Here is a 16,827-nt window from a genome sequence, read left to right as displayed (position 1 = left end):
GCTTCTAGACTACTGACTAGTCTGGTCAGAATAAGGATTCGAGTAATGCACACATGGCAAATGCAGGAAGCCAAGGCGCGCATGTCGGAGCTGGTCAAGCTTGCCCAAGCTCAACCGCAACAAATTACCTCGCACGGCAAGCCAGTGGCTGTAGTGCTGTCGCGCGAGAGCTTTGACCGTCTTTCGCAGGCTCAGGGCTCGTTGGTGGATTTCATGCGGCGTTCGCCGCTCTTTGGTGCGGACGACGTTGTCTTTGAGCGCGACTCGAGTCTGACGCGTGAGCTTGTGTTTTGAGCTACCTGATTGATACCAACGTTCTGTCCGAACTGCGGCGCAAAGCGGCCGACACGGGGGTGGTCGAGTGGTTCTCGGACCGGTCACCCGCGACGCTGCATCTTTCCGTGTTGACACTGGGCGAGATCCGCAAGGGCATCGAGGGTATCGGGAACGAAAGGCGCCGGCAGTCGCTGGTTGATTGGTTGGAAACTGATCTGCGGAGCTTCTTCACCGGGCGCATCTTGAGCGTCGATGAGAGCGTGGCAGATCGCTGGGGACGATTGGTTGCTCAAGCGCGGCGGCCGCTCCCTGCTATCGATAGCCTGCTCGCAGCGACGGCGCTTGAACACGACCTCGTTTTGGTCACCCGCAACGTCAAGGATTTTGCCGGTTTGCCTGTCCAGGTCTTCAATCCTTGGTCGCACTGAGCACCAACAGCCTTTCGCGCATGGGTGCGAGGCCTTCGTGGCTTGTGCTGAGCGATGGCGCGCGGCCGACTGAGGACATCTACTTTCTCGCGTCGGTTGAGCCGCTGCTGCGGCGCCAAGGTGCCGATGTGCGATGGTTGGACGTGCGCGGGTGGCGGTGGTTGTTTGCGCGGGGGGCACTCGCACGATGCACGGGGGCCAATCTGCTGCTGTGTCGCAGTCTGCCCGAGCGGGCACTGGCGTGGCTGGAGCGGTCGCGCGCTCGGTTCGGGCAGATCGTTTATCTGATCGACGATGATCTGGCCGCGGCCGCGGCTGACCCCACACTGCCTGCCGCATACCGTGCGCGCATGGCGCTTGCAGCGGGACGAGAGTCGCGGCTGCTGGCGGTGGCGGATGCGGTGGTGGCAAGCAGTGATGCGCTGGCAGCACGCTTTGACGGTGTGCACGGCGCGGTCTCGGTGATGACGCCGCCTTTGATTGCGCCACTGCCCGAGCGTGCTCACTTTGACGTAGCCCCATCGGTGCGGCAGCCCTGGCGGATAGGCTTTCATGGTACGCGGGCGCATCTGGCGGACTTGGTGCGGATTGCACCGGCGCTCGCTGCGGTGCAGCGGGGGCGTGACGACACCGAACTCGAGCTGATGCTGGGGGCGCATGTGCCAGAGATGCTCGCGGGGCTACCGCGTCTCTGTACGCCGGCGCCACTTCCTTGGGATCAGTTTCGCGCCTACCAGGCGAGCCGGCGGGTGCACATCGGCCTGGCGCCGCTGCTCGACACGCCCTTCAATCGGGGCAAGTCGTTCATCAAGTTTCTGGATATCGCGGCGATGGGCGGTGTGGGGGTGTATTCGCGGCGAGCGCCCTACACCGGCATCGTGGAGCACGGGGTGAATGGCTTGCTCGCGGGCGATGATCCGGCCGAATGGTATGACTGCTTGCGGCGCTTGCTGGATCGCCCGGATGAGGCTGCGCGGATGGCCGCGGCGGCGGCCGACAAGGCACGTGTGCTTGTGCTGCGCCGTGTTCCGGCCGTGTTCGATGTGAAGGCAGTGAAGCCGCCCGACACTTGAGTGGCGAGCATCAAGAGGCTTCGATGCTTTGCACCTCGAACCCCACGACGCTGCGGCTGTCTCGGCTGAACTCGATGCCGACCAGGTGGATGGGCTCGCCGCGCGCGCGGTATTTGTCTGCGTAGCCGCGGTCGCGAAGCTGCTGCAGGGCCTTGCCCTCGGGGGCGAGCTCGACGACCTTGAACTCGAATAGGTACACGTGGCCGTTGAAGAGCACCGTCATGTCGATGCGGCCCTTGTGGGTCGTGTCTTCGAGGCGGATGTCGAGCCCGAGCGCGGCGAAGTGGCTGTAGAAGACGCTGGCGTAGTAGCCCTCGTACTGGGCGATGGGGTTGTTGCGGTACCAGTCGTGGGGGATGCTGGCGAAGAAGGCGGTGAAAAGCCGCTGCAGGCCGGCGAAGTCGTTGGCGCGAAGCAGGCGGTGGAGTTGCCCGGTTTGTTGTGCTGGCACCGATGGATCGCCCGTCAAGCCCTCGAGCAGGGCACCGTTCAGGCTGGCTTGCACTTCGAGGTTGGGGTACTTGAGCGTGTATTCCACGCGCGCGCCCATCCTCATCAGGCTGTCGATGGTGAGATACCCGGTCTGGAACATCAGCGCCTCGACGGACATGCGGTCTACATCGAAGCTCGACAGCAATGTCTCCATGGCCGCAATGCGGCTCAGGTCGGGCGTGAAGATATGGCGCGCGACGAGCTGTTCGACGAGAAAGGTCGGCGTGCCAGTCTCGAACCAATAGGGGCGGAATTCTCGCTTGTCGAAGAGCAAGAGCAGATCGAAGGGGTTGTAGACCGAGGTGCCGGTCCAGTTATAGCCGTTGTACCAGTCGCGGATGGCCTGGCGATCCAGCCCGGTCAACTCGGGCGCGAAGACGGTGTCGACGTCCTCGTCGGTGTAGCCGCAGATGGCGGAGTAGCGGGCGTCGAGGGTGATGTCGTTGAGGTTGTTGAGGCCGGAGAAGATCGACACCTTGCTGAACTTGGAGACGCCGGTGAGGAAGGCGAACTTGATGTGGGCGTCCTGCCCCTTGATCACCGAATACAGGTCGCGCAGCCCGTCGCGCATCTGCCGCGCCACCTCTGGCCGGGTCAGGTTATCCAGGATCGGCTTGTCGTACTCGTCGACTAGCACCACCGCGCGCTGGCCGTGAAGCAGTCTCGCCTGTTCGATCAGCGTGCTGAAACGGCTGGAAACGGAGCCTTGAACGAGTTCGCCGATACCCAAGCGGTGCGCGTTGTGGGCGAGTAAATAGTCGATTCGCTCATCGAGCGCGGCCCGACTCTCCATCACCCCTTCGGCGAAGCTGATGCGGATCACCGGGTAGTTGGCCGTCCAGTCCCACTTGTCGTGCACAGCGAGGCCGCGGAACAGCGCTTCGTTACCCTCGAAGAGCTCGGCCAGCGTGTCGAGGAACAGGCTCTTGCCGAAGCGCCGCGGGCGCGAAAGGAAGTAGTACTTCCCTTCGTCGATCAGCCGCAAAGCGATGCCCGTCTTGTCGACGTAGTAGTGGTCTTCCTCGCGGATCTCGCGGAAGGTCTGAATGCCGATGGGGAGCTTCTTGCGGGACATGGAGGTGGATGCCTGAGCGTGACTCACGTGCCCGATTGTAGCCGCAGCGGCTGCTGTGAGTTGCCGTCAGCGCCGGCGAACGAAGGCGTTGCGGTACCAACGGTAAAGGCGGTGCTGGAGGCCGAGGCCTTTCCCGGCTTCGATTTGCTGTTCGAGCAAGCGCACTGCCGTCTCGACGTCGATGATCTGGCGGCTGCCTGGGGCGACGTAGGTAGGGTAGAGGATCAGCGTGCCCACAACCAGCTCGTCGATTGACAGTTTGCGTGTGCGCCGCGGACAGGGCGGGGCGTGGTCGCTGGTGAGGCCCCAGCCGGCGTAGAACGGGGTGCCCCACGTGTGCACCGAGACGCCGCGCAGCAGGGCCTCGAAGCCCGCCAAGGAGCTCATGGTGTGCAATTCGTCGACCTGCCCGAGCAGCGCGGTGATGCCGAGCGCGGTGACCTCCTGGTCGTAGAGCGTGCGAGCCGTGGTGTCGAGCTGTCCGACACGAGCGCCTGTGACGACATCGGGGTGGGGCTTGTAGAGGATGAAGGCGTCTGGATTTGCCTGCCGAACGTGGCGCAGGAGTTCGCTGTTGGTGGCAATGTGGGGTGCAGCATGCAGCACCGATGCGTCGGTCTCGACTTGGCCCACCACGAGCAGGATTGGTCTGTTCGTGGGAAGCGTGATCGCTTGCTGACCGCCGAGGTTGTATTTGGTGAGTCCGAGCTCGACGAGTTTTTGACGCAGGCGGCGCGCACGCGCCAGCAAGCCGGAGCTGAATTCGCTGCTTTCCAATAGATGCTCGAGATCGCTGGGGTGGCGCGGATCGTATTGGATGCCGCGGCTGTCGATGACGAGCGAGAGTGGGCGGACCAGGTCGACACCTAGGCCCACCGAGCGGATGAAGCCGTCTTCCATACGCCAGACGGGCGGGCAGTCGGGCACGGCCGCGAGGTCGTCGAGGACCTGCGCATTGCTCGACCAAGCGACGATGCGTGTGCCCGTGCCGGTGCCGACCGAGGGCTCGATGTCGCGGGGTGATTTCACGTGCCGGAGCTGGGCGCTGGTGCTCAGAAAGTCACCGATGAACCCGCGCTTCCAGCCCGAAAAGCCGACGCCAATCCAGTTGCCGGCCAGTTGGGTGTGGCGTCGCCGCTGTTCGACGATGAGGTTGATGGTGTCCTCCAGGCTGGAAGCCTCTCTCGTGTAGGGGTTCGCGTAGCGGCAATAGCGCAGGTAAGCGGCGGCGAACACTTGTTCGAGTGTGCGCGGACGGCCGCGGCGGTGGCACTGGATGCGGTCATCGGTGAGGCCCCAGCCAGCGTAGAAGGGCATGCCATGGCATACGACCCGCCGGCCGGCGAGAAGCGCCTCGAAGCCGAGTTGGCTGGTGACGACATGCACCGTGTCGACCGCGTCGAGCAGACTCCAGGGGTTGATGTTCTCGGTAATGACCCTGCAGCGTGGATGTGCTTTTGCGGAGTCGAGCAGATGCCCTTGCTTGTGGCCAGCGAGCACGTCGGGGTGAACTTTGACCAGAATTTCGGCATCGGGGTGTTCTGCAAGGGCTGCGTTGAGCATGTGCCGAAAGCGCGCGGCGTCGGCGAGGCCATGGCGAATCGAGGCATCCCCCGCGGTCTGGTCCACCACCAATACCAGAGGGCGATTGCTGCTTGGCAGGGGATGATCGGGGGCATGGTTGTACTTTGACAGCCGATGCTCCCGCAGCAGCGCCATGCACTGGCGGGCACGATGAAGTTCAGCCGCGGTGAAGTCGGCCGAGAGGATCAGGTTCTCGAGGTCCGACGGTCGGGACGCGTCGTAGTAGATCCCGCTGTGGTCCACGACCATGCTGTGCGGCTGATGGCCTTCCACGCCGAGCCCCCACGAGCGCAGGAAGCCGTCTTCCAGGCGGACATGCGGAATACCCCAGCGCCGGGCGCGTTGTTCTGCCTTCAGACTGGACGCCTTGAGTCCCCAGCCCAGGGTGACGTCCGGCCGCCGCCACAGTTGCAGCGGCGAAAATCCGCGGTACTCGGGGAGGATGGCAGGGAGAATCGCGAGGCGGGAGATGCCGCTTGTGGCACAGGCGGCGGTGAGATTCTTCGTATCTTGCAAGTTTTACAGGTGCTTATGGACGATTCGGGGGATCCGGACGCTTGGTTGGGAGACGATGTCATGCGTGCCGAATCAAGCGCTGTCCGCGATAATAGACGCTTTGCTATCGATCTCTCATCGGTGGCTTCCGCGCCAGCCCTCGAGATGAGCGTTAAGACTCTGCCGTCCCCCATTGCTAGTCACTGATAAAGGAAGCTGGATGCGTCGCAGTTTCCTGTTCCTGCAAGGCCCCTGTACTCCATTTTTTGCCCGCCTCGCTGACCGGCTCGCCGGGGTGGGGCACGCTGTGCACCGCGTGAATTTTTGCGCTGGGGATGCCGCCTACTGGCGTGGTCGGCCTGCGCATCGCTATGCGGGTGACGTCGCCGGGTTGCGCGATTATCTGGACGATTGCTACCGCCGCTGGGACATCACCGATCAGGTGCTGTTCGGTGACCGTAGGCCCGTGCATCGGCCGGCCGTTGCGCATGGTGAGGCTGCTGGTGTGCGCACGCATGTGTTCGAGGAGGGGTACTTCCGTCCTTTTTGGGTGACGCTCGAGCGGGAAGGCGTCAACGGTCACTCCTTGCTGCCCCGTGACGTCGACTGGTTTCGTGAGGCGTCCGAGCGGGTAGGGGCATTGGCGAAACCGGTGCGCTTTCGGTCGCCCTTCCGGGTCCGGGCTAAGCACGATGTGGCTTATCACGTGGCGGGCATCCTCAATCCACTTCTGTTTCCCCGCTATCGAACGCACGCGCCCATCGCGGCCCCAGTGGAGTATGCGGCTTATGTTCGGCGCTTTACGCGCTTGCGCTTGATCAGGAAGCGTGAACATGAGCGGGTCAAGATGTTGGTTGAGTCGGGCCGGCCTTACTTTGTGCTGCCCTTGCAGCTCAACTCGGATGCACAGATCCGTGACCATTCGCGCTTCGAGCACATGGGCGAAGTGATCGAGTACGTGCTCGAATCATTCGCACGCCATGCCCCGGGTGATGCACTGCTGGTGATCAAGAACCATCCGCTGGACATGGGGCTGATGGACTACACGCGCATCATCGCCGACTGTGAGAAGCGTCTTGGTTTGGCGGGACGAACGGTGTACCTGGAGGATGGAAATCTGGACACGCTTCTGAAGCACGCCTGTGGGCTGGTAAACGTGAACAGCACTACCGGGATGGTGGGACTGGATCTCGGGGTGCCGACCCTGGCGCTGAGTGATCCGATCTATAACCTGCCCGGGATGTCGGCGCAGGCGGGGATCGATGCGTTCTGGCGTGCTCCGGAGCCTCCGGATGGGGAGCTCTTCGAGTGTTTTCGGCGTGTTGTGATGTATGCGACGCAGATTAACGGGGGCTTCTACTGTGGAAAGGGCATCGAGCTGGCGGTGACGAATGCCAGCCGGGTGCTGACAGCGGATCGCTCGCCTCTGGAGCATCTCTTGTGACTGCGCCGCTCCGCGTTTTGATTACGGGTGCCACGGGCGCCATCGGTGGGGCGCTGGCGCTCGAGTACGCGCGGATGGGGAACAAGTTGGTGCTGATGGGACGCGCTTTGCCCCAGCTGGCGGCGCTGGCGGAACAATGCCGTGCGTTGGGGGCGGATGTCACAACGCACGAGCTGGACGTACGCGACCGCGCGGCGCTCCGAAAATGGTTGGCGCAGGTGTGTGTGGATGGGGTCCCGGACTTGCTGATCGCCAATGCTGGCGTGAACACCAACACCGGACCGGACCAGGCCGGCGAGCCTTGGGATGAGGCCGAGGCGGTAATCGAGGTCAACCTGCTTGCGGCAATGGCGATGGTCGACGTGGTGCTGCCGGCGATGCGCGCGCGCGGTAGTGGGCAGATTGCGCTTGTGAGCTCGCTCGCGGCGTATTTCGGTTTGCCCGTGACGCCGAGTTACTGCGCGAGCAAGGCAGGGTTGAAGGCGTACGGCGAGGGCTTGCGGGGCTGGCTCGGTCCAGAGGGGATCCAGGTGAGCGTGATCATGCCGGGCTACGTGAAATCGCCGATGTGCGATGGCATGCCGGGCCCCAAGCCTTTCCTGTGGTCACCTGAGCGTGCAGCGCGGGTGATTCGGCGCGGGCTTGAGCGGGACAAGGCGCGAATCAGTTTTCCGTTTCCCTTGAACTGGGGTACCTGGTGGCTGGCGGTACTGCCGGCTGCTGTGTCGGTGCGGATCGTTCGCTGGCTGGGTTATGGCGACTGAGGGCGCCTTTGTTGCCGTAGGCGTGGCAGCAGCGATGGGCCTTCTGCTCTCCGTGCTGATCGAGGGCTTGATGCGACCGCGTCCTGCATTTTTTCGCCCTTGGGCGGCGTGGGCTTTGCACGGTGGCTTGTGGCTGCTGGCTCACGGCGCACTGACACTTCTGCTGGGGCGGCCCTGGTTTGCTGCAGCAAGTGCTTCGGCTTTCTTGTTGATGCTTGTGCTGGTGAACAACGCCAAGTACAAGGCACTCCGCGAGCCCTTCGTGCTCCCGGATTTCGAATATTTCACCGATGCCATTCGGCACCCGCGTCTCTATATTCCTTTCCTGGGTTGGGTGAAATTTCTGCTGTCGGCCCTTGGCTTCGGGGCGGCGGTGGCTTTGGGCTTGTGGGGCGAGTCCGTGCCGGACGAGCGGCTCACGTGGCCGGGGCAGCTTGGTGCGCTCGTCGTGGAGGCCGTGCTGGCGGTCGCGCTGATCATTGCAGGCCAACGTGGGCGCTTGAGGGTCGACTTCGATGCCGAGCGTGATGTGTCGACGCTGGGGTTACTGGCCAGTTTATGGCGCTATGCCGCCGAGAGTCGCACCCTCCCGGCTGTGGGCTTGCCCGATGCTGTGCCCGCCGTGCCGTTTGCGCGCGAAGACTTACCGCACCTGGTCGCTGTGCAAAGCGAGTCATTCTTCGATGTGCGGGATTTGTTTGCGGGGATTCGTCCCGAGATCCTCGCGGCGTTCGACCAGCTAAAGGCGGAGGCGCTGTCGCACGGCAAGCTCGAGGTACCGGCCTGGGGGGCAAACACGGTGCGTAGCGAGTTCGCCTTTTTAAGCGGGCTGGGTGAGGCGGATCTGGGCGTGCATCGTTTCAACCCATACAGGGCCATCGCAAAAGGCTGGGGGGTGGCGAGTCTGGCGAGGCTGTTGAAGCAGTTGGGGTATCGCACCGTGGCGATTCATCCCTATCCGGCGAGCTTCTACCTGCGTGACCGGGTGTATCCGCGCTTGGGGTTCGACGAGTTTCTCGATATCGAGTCTTTTGCCGATGCACAGCGCGCGGGCCCGTATGTAAGCGATCTTGAGGTGGCGAGGAAGATCGATGAGATCATCGGGCGTGCCGATGGGCCAGTCTTTGCCTTTGCGGTGACCATGGAGAACCATGGGCCCTTGCATCTGGAGAAGTTGGTGGAGGGGGACGAAGCAGGGCTCTACGGTAGCGAGCCGCCGGCGGGCTGCGAGGATTTGACGATCTATCTGCGTCACGTGCGCAACGCCGACCGGATGATGCACGCGCTGCGCACGACGCTCCAAGCCTGTAGCCGGCGCGCCGAGCTGTGCTGGTACGGAGACCATGTGCCGATCATGCCGCGGGTTTATGAGGCACTCGGTACGCCATCTGGCGAGGTTGACTACTTCTTGTGGAGCAGCAGGCTCAAGCGCCAGGATCAGCCGGCTCGAAATACGGCGGCAAGCGCGCTCGCGAATCTGTGGTTGCACCAGGCTGGATTGCGCTGACGCGGCTGACTTCGTGAGGCGTCAGAAGAAGGGGAATAGCTGGGGTACAAGCGTCAGGGCGATGAGCGAGTAGGTGATGCTGACTGGCAAGCCCACCTTGACGAAATCGGTCATTCGATATCGCCCCGGCGAATACACCATCAGGTGTGTTTGATAGCCGAACGGCAAGAGGAAGCCAGCGCTCGCCCCGTAGCAGACGATGAGGATGAAGGGCGTCGGATCGGCATCGAACGCACGCGCAGCAGCGAGCGCAATCGGAAAGCCCAGTGCGGCTGCGGCGTTGTTGGTGATGACCTCGGTGAGCAAAAGCGTGGCCAGATAGACGCCGACGAATGCGCCCCATACGCCATAGCCGTCGAACACGTGCTGGATGACGCGGACCACAAGCTCGGCCGCGCCGCTCGTCTCGACGACGCGCGCGATGGTGAGGGCCGACCCGATGATGACGATGAGTTCGAAAGGGAAGCGACGTCGGATCTCGGAGAGGGTGAGCAGCCCGCTGACGACGAGCCCTGTGGCAAGCAGGACGAGTCCGGTGAAGAGCGGGACCAAATCCAGTGCGGCCGATCCGATTACCAGAGCGAAACTGCCGAATGCAAGCGCGCTCTGTCGATGGGTGAGGCGCGGGCGAATCGGCGCACCGCTGACAACGACGAAGTTGCGGTCAAGGTTGCGGTGCTGTGCGAAATCCGCACCGACGGCGAGCAAAAGGCAGTCGCCTGCCTTCAGCGTGATTCGGCCGAGGTGCCCCGAGAGTTGCTGGTCGCCGCGACGGATACCGACGACGCCCGCATCGAACATGGTGCGGAAGTCGACACTGCGAAGCGTCTTGTGCACGAGTTCGGATTCGTTGGTGACGACGACCTCGACGAGGTTGGAGCGGAGCAGTGCGTTGGCCTGATGGCCAAAGAACTGCAGGCCTTCGAAGCGCTGCAGGGCCGAGATCTTCTCCACAGCGCCGGTGAAGATGAGGACGTCGCCCTCGTGCAATACCTCGCTCGGGCCGACCGGTGAAATCAGACGCCCTTCGCGCGCGATCTCGAGCAAGAAGAGACCATCCAGATTCCGCAGCTGGTTGTATTCGATGCTACGCCCGACGAGAGGTGAGTCGGGTGTAATGACCGTCTCGAGAAAGTAGCGCTGGACGTTCTCGTGCTGAGCGCTGGCATGCGCAGGCAGCATCTTGCTGGCGATGACGAGCACGAGCAGGCAGCCCATCGCGATGGGGATACCGGCCCAGGCCAGTTGAAACATGCCGATTGGGGGCAGGCCCGCCTCGATGGCAAAGGAGTTCACCACGAGGTTCGTGGAAGTGCCGACCAGTGTGGTGATACCCCCAAGCACCGCGGCGTAGGAAAGCGGCAGCAACACTTTGGATGCCGGGAGCTGTTGCTGCCGGCTGAGTGGGCCGAGCAGGCTGCCCACGACGGCGGTGTTGTTGAGAAAGCCTGACAGGGCTGCAGCAGCCCCGGTGAGACGCAAAAGGGCGAAGTCTGGCCGCCCTTTGAGCAGGCGCTGCATGATGCTGTCGAGCAGGGGCGAGCGCTCGAGCACGAGCGATACCATGAGCAGCACGACGAGCGTAGCAAGTGCCGGGTTGACGAAGCCGCCAAGCAAGGCCTTCTGATCGATCAAGCCGGACACATGGTAAGCGAACGCCCAACCCAGGAAGAGGGCTGCGGGTGCGACGCGCCCGGAGACGAGCAGCGCCAGCAGCAGGCCGACTGAAGCGAGAACGAGGTAGGCAGTCACAGTGCGTGAGGGCTGGCTGGGCCAGTCGGCAGACGCGCTGCTCGCGCGGCTGGATCCAGCGACTCAGGCATCCTCACCCCAGGCAGCAAAGTGCGGGTTGTCGAACCCAGGTTTGCCGTAGCGCAGCGGGGTGTGATCGGCCACGGTCTCGATGCGCCCACCTGCGGCGGCCAGCACGGCGTGCCCGGCCGCAATGTCCCATTCCATGGTGCGGCCAAGGCGGGGGTAGACGTCAGCCTCCCCGCTTGCCACCAGGCACAGCTTGAGGGAGGACCCAGCACTGCGCGTGTGCGCGACCGAGCGCCCGGCGAGGAATGTCTCGAGCGCGGCCGCATCGCCGTGCGAACGGCTGGCGACCACGGTGAGCCCTTCCTCGGGAGGGCGACGGCAGGTGATCGGGCGGCGCTTGCCGTGTTCGTCCACATAGGCGCCATTGCCTTCGGATCCGACGAACATGCGGTCCAGCGCGGGCGCAAAGACAACACCCAGCGCGGGACGTCCGTCGACGATCAGGGCGATATTCACTGTGAATTCGCCGTTACGGCTGATGAATTCCTTCGTTCCGTCCAGCGGATCGACGAGCCAGAACACGCGGTCGATCTCGGGCACACGACCTGCGGCGACCTCTTCTTCGGCGACGATGGGGATGCCGGGGGTCAGGTTGCGTAATCCAGCCAGGATGATTGCCTCGCCGCGTTCGTCGGCAGCGGTGACGGGCGAAGCATCCTCCTTGCCACGCACTTCGAAATCCGAACCGTAGACCTCGAGGATGGCTGCGCCAGCCTGACGGGCGATCTGTTCAATGGCATGCAGGATATCGAGTGGCGAAAGCGGAAGTTGGGTCATGAGTCTTGGCGCCCATGGCGCTGCGGAGAAATAAACGCGCACATTGTAGCCTTGAGTTTTATAATCCGGCACTCGCCGTCAAATGTTTTACTCCTCCATGCCAAGTCCGCACACCGACAGCCGTCGCTTGAACACCGAGGCGCTCAACGAGCGCCGTCGGCTCGCAGTGCGTTTGCGCCTGTCGGGCATGACCTTGCAGGCGGTCGCCGACGCCGCCGAGTTGAGCGTGCCAACGGTTCTTGCGGCCATGCAGGCCTTCGAGCGCGGTGGCTGGGAGGGCGTGGCGGTGCGCAAACGCGGCCGGATCGCAGGTAGCGGCAGACGCTTGTCACGCGACCAGGCGCTCAAGACGCTTGCGCTGCTGGATGACCCGGCTGCTGGCGTTTGGTCGGACGATGCGGTGCGCTCAGCGATACTCAAACATTTCGATGTCGAGATGGGTGCGCGAACGGTGGCACAGTATCTGGGCGAATGGGGTATCTCGCATAGCGTCTGGCGTCACGAGCGTGGCGTCTGCGAGGGCGCACTGTTCACGGCCGTGCCGCATGAGATTGTTTATGCGCCTGAAGCGGGTTGCGAGGAGGTCTCGCGACGCTTTCTGGTGGCACGCGACGTTCGGCAGCGCCTTGCCTTCGTGAGCCTTGCGCAAGCTTTGGGGGCTGCGCTCGAAGCCCTCGCGGATCATTTCGGGCGTGCGGCCGAAGGGCGCTCCGTAACGGCGTGTCTGGGTGGTTTTGACCTGCGCCGAGTTCAGCCTGCCGGGTTGCCGCACGGCCTGCAGTTGATGGCGGTGAATCTTGCGGCTACCCGAACCCTGCTACCTGTTGATGACAGCGCTTTGTCGCGGCCGACGGCCAGCTCGACAAACAAGGACGAGCGAGCGACGCGTCGCTCGGCCCCCGAACCCTTTGTTCATGAGTTCAAGATGACACACGACGCGAACACATTGACGCACCTTCAGCGGCTCGAAGCCGAAAGCATCCATATCCTGCGCGAAGTCGTCGCCGAGGCCGACAACCCGGTGATGCTTTACTCCATCGGCAAGGACAGCGCGGTGATGTTGCATCTGGCGATGAAGGCTTTCTACCCGGCGGTGCCGCCGTTTCCGCTGCTGCATGTCGATACGCGCTGGAAGTTCCAGGACATGTATCGTTTCCGCGACAAGATGGCGCAGCAAACCGGCATGGATCTGCTGGTACATATCAACCCCGAGGGCGTGGAGAAGGACATCAACCCCTTTACCCACGGTTCGGCGATTCACACCGACATCATGAAGACCGAGGGCCTGAAGCAGGCGCTCGACCAGTACGGTTTCGATGCGGCCTTTGGCGGCGCACGTCGTGACGAGGAGAAGTCCCGCGCCAAGGAGCGGGTGTTCTCCTTTCGCAGCGCGCAGCACCGCTGGGATCCGAAGAGCCAGCGCCCCGAGCTTTGGAAGCTCTACAACGCCAGAAAGCACAAAGGCGAGTCGATCCGCGTGTTCCCCCTGTCGAACTGGACCGAGCTCGATATCTGGCAATACATCTATCTTGAGAACATCCCCATCGTGCCGCTGTATTACGCGGCCGTGCGCCCGGTGGTTGAGCGCGACGGTACGCTGATCATGGTCGACGACGAGCGCATGCCGCTGAAGCCGGGGGAGGTGCCGATGATGAAGAAGGTGCGCTTCCGTACCCTGGGTTGCTACCCGCTCACCGGCGCAATCGAGTCCGAGGCCGACACGCTGCCCGCGATCATCCAGGAGATGCTGCTCACCCGCACCTCCGAGCGCCAGGGCCGGGTGATCGACCACGACTCGGCGGCTTCGATGGAAAAGAAGAAACAAGAGGGGTACTTCTGACATGGCACACGTTTCCGACCTCATCGCCACCGATATCGAGCAGTACCTCACGCAGCATCAGTACAAGAGCCTGCTGCGTTTCATCACCTGCGGCAGCGTGGATGACGGCAAGAGCACGCTGATCGGGCGCCTGCTCTTTGAGTCCAAGATGCTCTTCGAGGACCAACTCGCCGCGGTGGAGGCCGACTCGAAGAAGTACGGAACCCAGGGAGAGGCCATCGACTTTGCGCTGCTGGTCGACGGCCTGGCGGCAGAGCGGGAGCAGGGCATCACCATCGACGTGGCCTATCGCTTCTTCTCCACCGACAAACGCAAGTTCATCGTTGCCGACACCCCGGGACACGAGCAGTACACCCGCAACATGGTCACCGGTGCATCGACGGCCGATGCTGCGATCCTGATGGTCGATGCGCGCAAGGGCATCCTCACCCAGACGCGGCGCCACAGCTATCTGGTGAACTTGCTGGGGATCCGTCATATCGTGGTGGCCATCAACAAGATGGACCTCGTCGATTATTCGGAAAAGGTTTTCCGTCGGATCGTAGAGGAGTACCGCGACTTTGCGAACCGCATCGGTATCACGGAGGCCACGTTCATCCCGATGTCGGCTTTCAAGGGCGACAACATCACCGCCCCGAGCGACAACATGTCCTGGTACCACGGCACTACGCTGATGGGCTATCTGGAAACGGTCGAGGTGGATGAGATGCGCATGCAGCGCGCGCCCTTCCGGCTACCCGTGCAGTGGGTCAACCGCCCCAACCTGGATTTTCGCGGCTTTGCGGGAACGATTGCGAGCGGCGTGATTCGGCCGGGCGACCGCATTCGCGTGCAACCCTCTGGCAAGGAAAGCACCGTGGCGCGTATCGTCACCAAGGACGGTGACCTTGCGCAGGCGGTGTCGGGTCAGTCGGTGACGCTGACGCTAGCTGACGAGATCGATGTTTCGCGTGGCGACATGATTTCCACGGCTGATGCGCCGGCCGAAACAGCGGACCAGTTCGAATGCACGATCACTTGGATGCATGACGAGCCGCTGCTGCCAGGTCGTCCTTACCTGATGAAGATTGGCACGAAGACGGTCACGGCTTCCATCACCGACATCAAGTACCAGGTGAATGTGAACACGCTCGAGCACATCGCCAGCAAGAAGCTCGAACTCAACGCCATCGGGGTGTGCAACCTTTCGCTTGACCGCCAGATCGCGTTCGACGCCTACAAGGACAATCGCGACACCGGCGGCTTCATCCTGATCGACCGTCTGTCGAACAACACCGTGGGCGCGGGCCTTCTGCACTTCGCGCTGCGGCGCGCGCACAACATCCATGTGCAACATGTGGATGTCGACAAGGCGGCGCGCGCGGCGATCAAGAGCCAGCGTAGCTGCATCCTGTGGTTCACCGGCCTGTCGGGTGCGGGCAAGTCTTCCATCGCCAACCTGGTCGAGAAGAAGCTGCTGGCCTTGGGGCGCCACACCTATCTGCTCGATGGCGATAACGTCCGCCACGGCCTGAACAAGGACCTCGGCTTTACCGACGCTGATCGCGTGGAGAACATCCGCCGCGTGGCGGAGGTGGGCAAGCTGATGGTCGATGCAGGATTGATCGTGCTGACGGCTTTCATCTCGCCCTTCCGGGCCGAGCGGGAGATGGCGCGGAGCTTGGTCGATGAAGGTGAGTTTCTGGAGATCTTCGTCGATACGCCGCTGGAGATTGCAGAGCAGCGCGATGTGAAGGGGCTCTACAAGAAGGCGCGTCGTGGGGAGTTGAAGAACTTCACCGGTATCGACTCGCCCTATGAAGCGCCGGAGTCGCCGGAGATCCACTTGAGAACCGCAAACGAAACAGTCGAGTCCGCAGCGGAGCGCGTGATCGAGATTATCCGCGAGAAGGGCTTTATCGCTTGACCGTTGCGGGGTTTTGTCTGGAGCGCTCGGTCACACGCAAGGTTTGATCGAGCCCTACCGGCGTCCCATCCGATGAGGTGAGAGTCTCCGACTTTTATCCCGCACAGCATCGTAGTCACGCATATCCAGCGTGCCGTTGAGCGGAGAGGGCTGGCTCCTCATAGAAGTCGCGCTAGTGTAGAGCGCAGCCGCCCTTCCGTAAAACTATCGTCGGCCAGATTGTGCCTGAGCACGACAAGAAGCTTTTTAAACCGCAAAATCTTCGCGGTTCTTTCCGTCAAGCCAGCGCGGGGCACGACCTCGCCCGCTCCAGGACTCCCCCGTCTCAGGGTTGTGGTATTTGATCGCAGCGGTCTTGCCGGACGCCTTCTGCTTTCCGAAAAGATCCTCTACTGTGAGTTTGTATGTCTCGACAAGGTGCCTTGCTTGTGACAAAGCGCCGTCGCGTTCAGCTTTCAATACTCGTTCGATCTGGAGTTCGAGCGCCTTCTTTTGTTCAAGCAGTTCCTGCAGTGACGTCATCGTAGTCTCTCAAAATGTCCCAAAGGCGGCTCCACGTCTAGCAGTGAGCCACCCAGAACGATAACACGTTACTTGTTTGGAGTCCTATCCGAGCTACTCGCCGCAAGGAAACCGCACGCTCGAGTTCCCTATGCGTGGCAAGCGAGCGTCTGCTGTGTTGGCTTCCGCCGCAGCCACGGAAGCGCTCTGAGCGAAAACCGCCACGCTGCTTTCCATCGACGACATCTCGAGGAGGGTGCGGGCGTTAGGGAGTACGGAGTTCAAGAGTTTTTATTGTCTAATTTAGGCGGCCTAAAAACTCAGTGCAAATAAATGCTTTTTCTTCGTGAGTTCTCGTTTCCTGTTTCGTGATTTTGGCTATACATCTATGGCAACCAGCCACTATTAGATGAGGAAATCTGCGTATGTTTGAGCGAACGAATAGAAATGCATACCTTCACGCAATGCTGAGGTTCTTGCGGGTTAAGCGCAACGCCTTTGAGATAAATGAGAGGGTCGATAGCCTTCTGGGGAGGCGCTTCCGTAAGCCCATTACAGATGAGCTTTTGGAAAAAGTGGAGGCTGCAGTTAATAGGAAGAGTGCGCAAGCTGAGAGTGCTGCGGGGAGTTTTGGTAGTCGATATGAGCTTGCTCGTGACTACATGGGTTTAAAGGACTCGGATGTTGCAGGAGCAGTTGGCGTCTCGCGTGAATCGATACGGCAGTGGCGTAAAAGTTGCGTCTTGCCCAAAAAAGAGCGCGCAAAGAAGCTTGCCGTTATTCTTAATGTGTGAGAATGCGACGTCTCTCCCACTTTGCAGTCACCATGGTCACATCCGAGCGA

Annotated in this window: 14 protein-coding genes; 9 read left to right on the top strand and 5 right to left on the bottom strand. The window is 62.1% G+C overall.

The genetic code is table 11. From position 1 onward, the window contains the following. Positions 1 to 45 precede the first annotated feature (45 nt). From ACUH78_RS13245 to ACUH78_RS13235, 3 genes are read left to right on the top strand one after another with little or no spacing between them, the layout of a single operon-like run. On the top strand, positions 46 to 294 hold the full coding sequence (locus ACUH78_RS13245) for a type II toxin-antitoxin system Phd/YefM family antitoxin (protein ID WP_445333696.1): 249 nt from the start codon (positions 46 to 48) through the stop codon (positions 292 to 294). Next, positions 291 to 704 (top strand): type II toxin-antitoxin system VapC family toxin, encoded by a 414-nt coding sequence (locus ACUH78_RS13240; protein ID WP_445333697.1) that lies wholly within the window; start codon positions 291 to 293, stop codon positions 702 to 704. The genes ACUH78_RS13245 and ACUH78_RS13240 overlap by 4 nt, the downstream gene beginning before the upstream one ends. After that, on the top strand, positions 692 to 1,777 hold the full coding sequence (locus ACUH78_RS13235; protein WP_445333698.1) for a glycosyltransferase family protein: 1,086 nt from the start codon (positions 692 to 694) through the stop codon (positions 1,775 to 1,777). The genes ACUH78_RS13240 and ACUH78_RS13235 overlap by 13 nt, the downstream gene beginning before the upstream one ends. 10 nt (positions 1,778 to 1,787) lie before the next feature. On the opposite strand, the gene ACUH78_RS13230 is transcribed toward ACUH78_RS13235, so the two are convergent. Both ACUH78_RS13230 and ACUH78_RS13225 read right to left on the bottom strand, forming a co-directional pair. After that, positions 1,788 to 3,344, bottom strand: coding sequence for a PD-(D/E)XK nuclease domain-containing ATP-binding protein (locus ACUH78_RS13230; protein ID WP_445333699.1), 1,557 nt, complete (start codon positions 3,342 to 3,344; stop codon positions 1,788 to 1,790). 66 nt (positions 3,345 to 3,410) lie between these two features. Further along, entirely contained in the window at positions 3,411 to 5,444 is a 2,034-nt protein-coding gene (locus ACUH78_RS13225) for a capsule polysaccharide biogenesis protein (RefSeq protein WP_445333700.1), read from the bottom strand. Positions 5,445 to 5,643: 199 nt separating this feature from the next. Here ACUH78_RS13225 and ACUH78_RS13220 point away from each other — a divergent pair, with 199 nt between their 5' ends. Genes ACUH78_RS13220 through ACUH78_RS13210 form a run of 3 tightly spaced genes read left to right on the top strand, consistent with a single transcriptional unit; the run spans position 5,644 to position 9,138 of the window. After that, on the top strand, positions 5,644 to 6,867 hold the full coding sequence (locus ACUH78_RS13220) for a capsule polysaccharide biogenesis protein (RefSeq protein WP_445333701.1): 1,224 nt from the start codon (positions 5,644 to 5,646) through the stop codon (positions 6,865 to 6,867). Beyond that, on the top strand, positions 6,864 to 7,631 hold the full coding sequence (locus ACUH78_RS13215; protein ID WP_445333702.1) for an SDR family NAD(P)-dependent oxidoreductase: 768 nt from the start codon (positions 6,864 to 6,866) through the stop codon (positions 7,629 to 7,631). The genes ACUH78_RS13220 and ACUH78_RS13215 overlap by 4 nt, the downstream gene beginning before the upstream one ends. Before the next feature lie 34 nt (positions 7,632 to 7,665). Further along, a complete protein-coding gene (locus tag ACUH78_RS13210; RefSeq protein ID WP_445333703.1) occupies positions 7,666 to 9,138 on the top strand; it encodes an LTA synthase family protein in 1,473 nt (490 codons plus the stop codon). Positions 9,139 to 9,159: 21 nt separating this feature from the next. Here ACUH78_RS13210 and ACUH78_RS13205 read toward each other — a convergent pair whose 3' ends face one another. Both ACUH78_RS13205 and cysQ read right to left on the bottom strand, forming a co-directional pair. Further along, the gene (locus ACUH78_RS13205) at positions 9,160 to 10,890 is read right to left on the bottom strand and encodes an SLC13 family permease (RefSeq protein ID WP_445333704.1); all 1,731 of its coding nucleotides are present in this window, start codon (positions 10,888 to 10,890) and stop codon (positions 9,160 to 9,162) included. A gap of 63 nt (positions 10,891 to 10,953) precedes the next feature. Continuing rightward, positions 10,954 to 11,736 carry a 3'(2'),5'-bisphosphate nucleotidase CysQ gene (cysQ, locus tag ACUH78_RS13200; protein ID WP_445333705.1) on the bottom strand — a complete coding sequence of 261 codons (783 nt, stop codon included), beginning with the start codon at positions 11,734 to 11,736 and terminating at the stop codon, positions 10,954 to 10,956. 925 nt (positions 11,737 to 12,661) lie between these two features. Between cysQ and cysD the strand changes: the two genes are divergently transcribed. After that, positions 12,662 to 13,576, top strand: coding sequence for a sulfate adenylyltransferase subunit CysD (gene cysD, locus ACUH78_RS13195; protein ID WP_445333709.1), 915 nt, complete (start codon positions 12,662 to 12,664; stop codon positions 13,574 to 13,576). 1 nt (position 13,577) lies between these two features. Continuing rightward, positions 13,578 to 15,482 (top strand): sulfate adenylyltransferase subunit CysN, encoded by a 1,905-nt coding sequence (gene cysN, locus ACUH78_RS13190; RefSeq protein WP_445333706.1) that lies wholly within the window; start codon positions 13,578 to 13,580, stop codon positions 15,480 to 15,482. Between the two features lie 246 nt (positions 15,483 to 15,728). Here the strand turns inward: cysN and ACUH78_RS13185 are convergent, their stop codons facing one another. Beyond that, the gene (locus tag ACUH78_RS13185; protein WP_445333707.1) at positions 15,729 to 16,004 is read right to left on the bottom strand and encodes an H-NS histone family protein; all 276 of its coding nucleotides are present in this window, start codon (positions 16,002 to 16,004) and stop codon (positions 15,729 to 15,731) included. A gap of 404 nt (positions 16,005 to 16,408) precedes the next feature. Between ACUH78_RS13185 and ACUH78_RS13180 the strand changes: the two genes are divergently transcribed. Beyond that, positions 16,409 to 16,777: a hypothetical protein gene (locus ACUH78_RS13180; RefSeq protein WP_445333708.1), complete on the top strand. Its 369-nt coding sequence runs from the start codon at positions 16,409 to 16,411 to the stop codon at positions 16,775 to 16,777. Positions 16,778 to 16,827: the final 50 nt, after the last annotated feature.

This window comes from Thauera sp. ZXT1-4, from assembly GCF_052598215.2.
This window is presented reverse-complemented; position numbering and strand designations above follow the sequence as displayed.

Excerpts from the sequence above, each read along its gene's own strand:
- cysD (WP_445333709.1), top strand. The coding sequence starts at position 12,662 with ATGACACACGACGCGAACACATTGACGCACCTTCAGCGGCTCGAAGCC.
- ACUH78_RS13230 (WP_445333699.1), bottom strand. The coding sequence starts at position 3,344 with ATGTCCCGCAAGAAGCTCCCCATCGGCATTCAGACCTTCCGCGAGATC.
- ACUH78_RS13245 (WP_445333696.1), top strand. The coding sequence starts at position 46 with ATGCACACATGGCAAATGCAGGAAGCCAAGGCGCGCATGTCGGAGCTG.
- ACUH78_RS13185 (WP_445333707.1), bottom strand. The coding sequence starts at position 16,004 with ATGACGTCACTGCAGGAACTGCTTGAACAAAAGAAGGCGCTCGAACTC.
- ACUH78_RS13210 (WP_445333703.1), top strand. The coding sequence starts at position 7,666 with ATGGGCCTTCTGCTCTCCGTGCTGATCGAGGGCTTGATGCGACCGCGT.
- ACUH78_RS13180 (WP_445333708.1), top strand. The coding sequence starts at position 16,409 with ATGTTTGAGCGAACGAATAGAAATGCATACCTTCACGCAATGCTGAGG.
- cysQ (WP_445333705.1), bottom strand. The coding sequence starts at position 11,736 with ATGACCCAACTTCCGCTTTCGCCACTCGATATCCTGCATGCCATTGAA.
- cysN (WP_445333706.1), top strand. The coding sequence starts at position 13,578 with ATGGCACACGTTTCCGACCTCATCGCCACCGATATCGAGCAGTACCTC.
- ACUH78_RS13220 (WP_445333701.1), top strand. The coding sequence starts at position 5,644 with ATGCGTCGCAGTTTCCTGTTCCTGCAAGGCCCCTGTACTCCATTTTTT.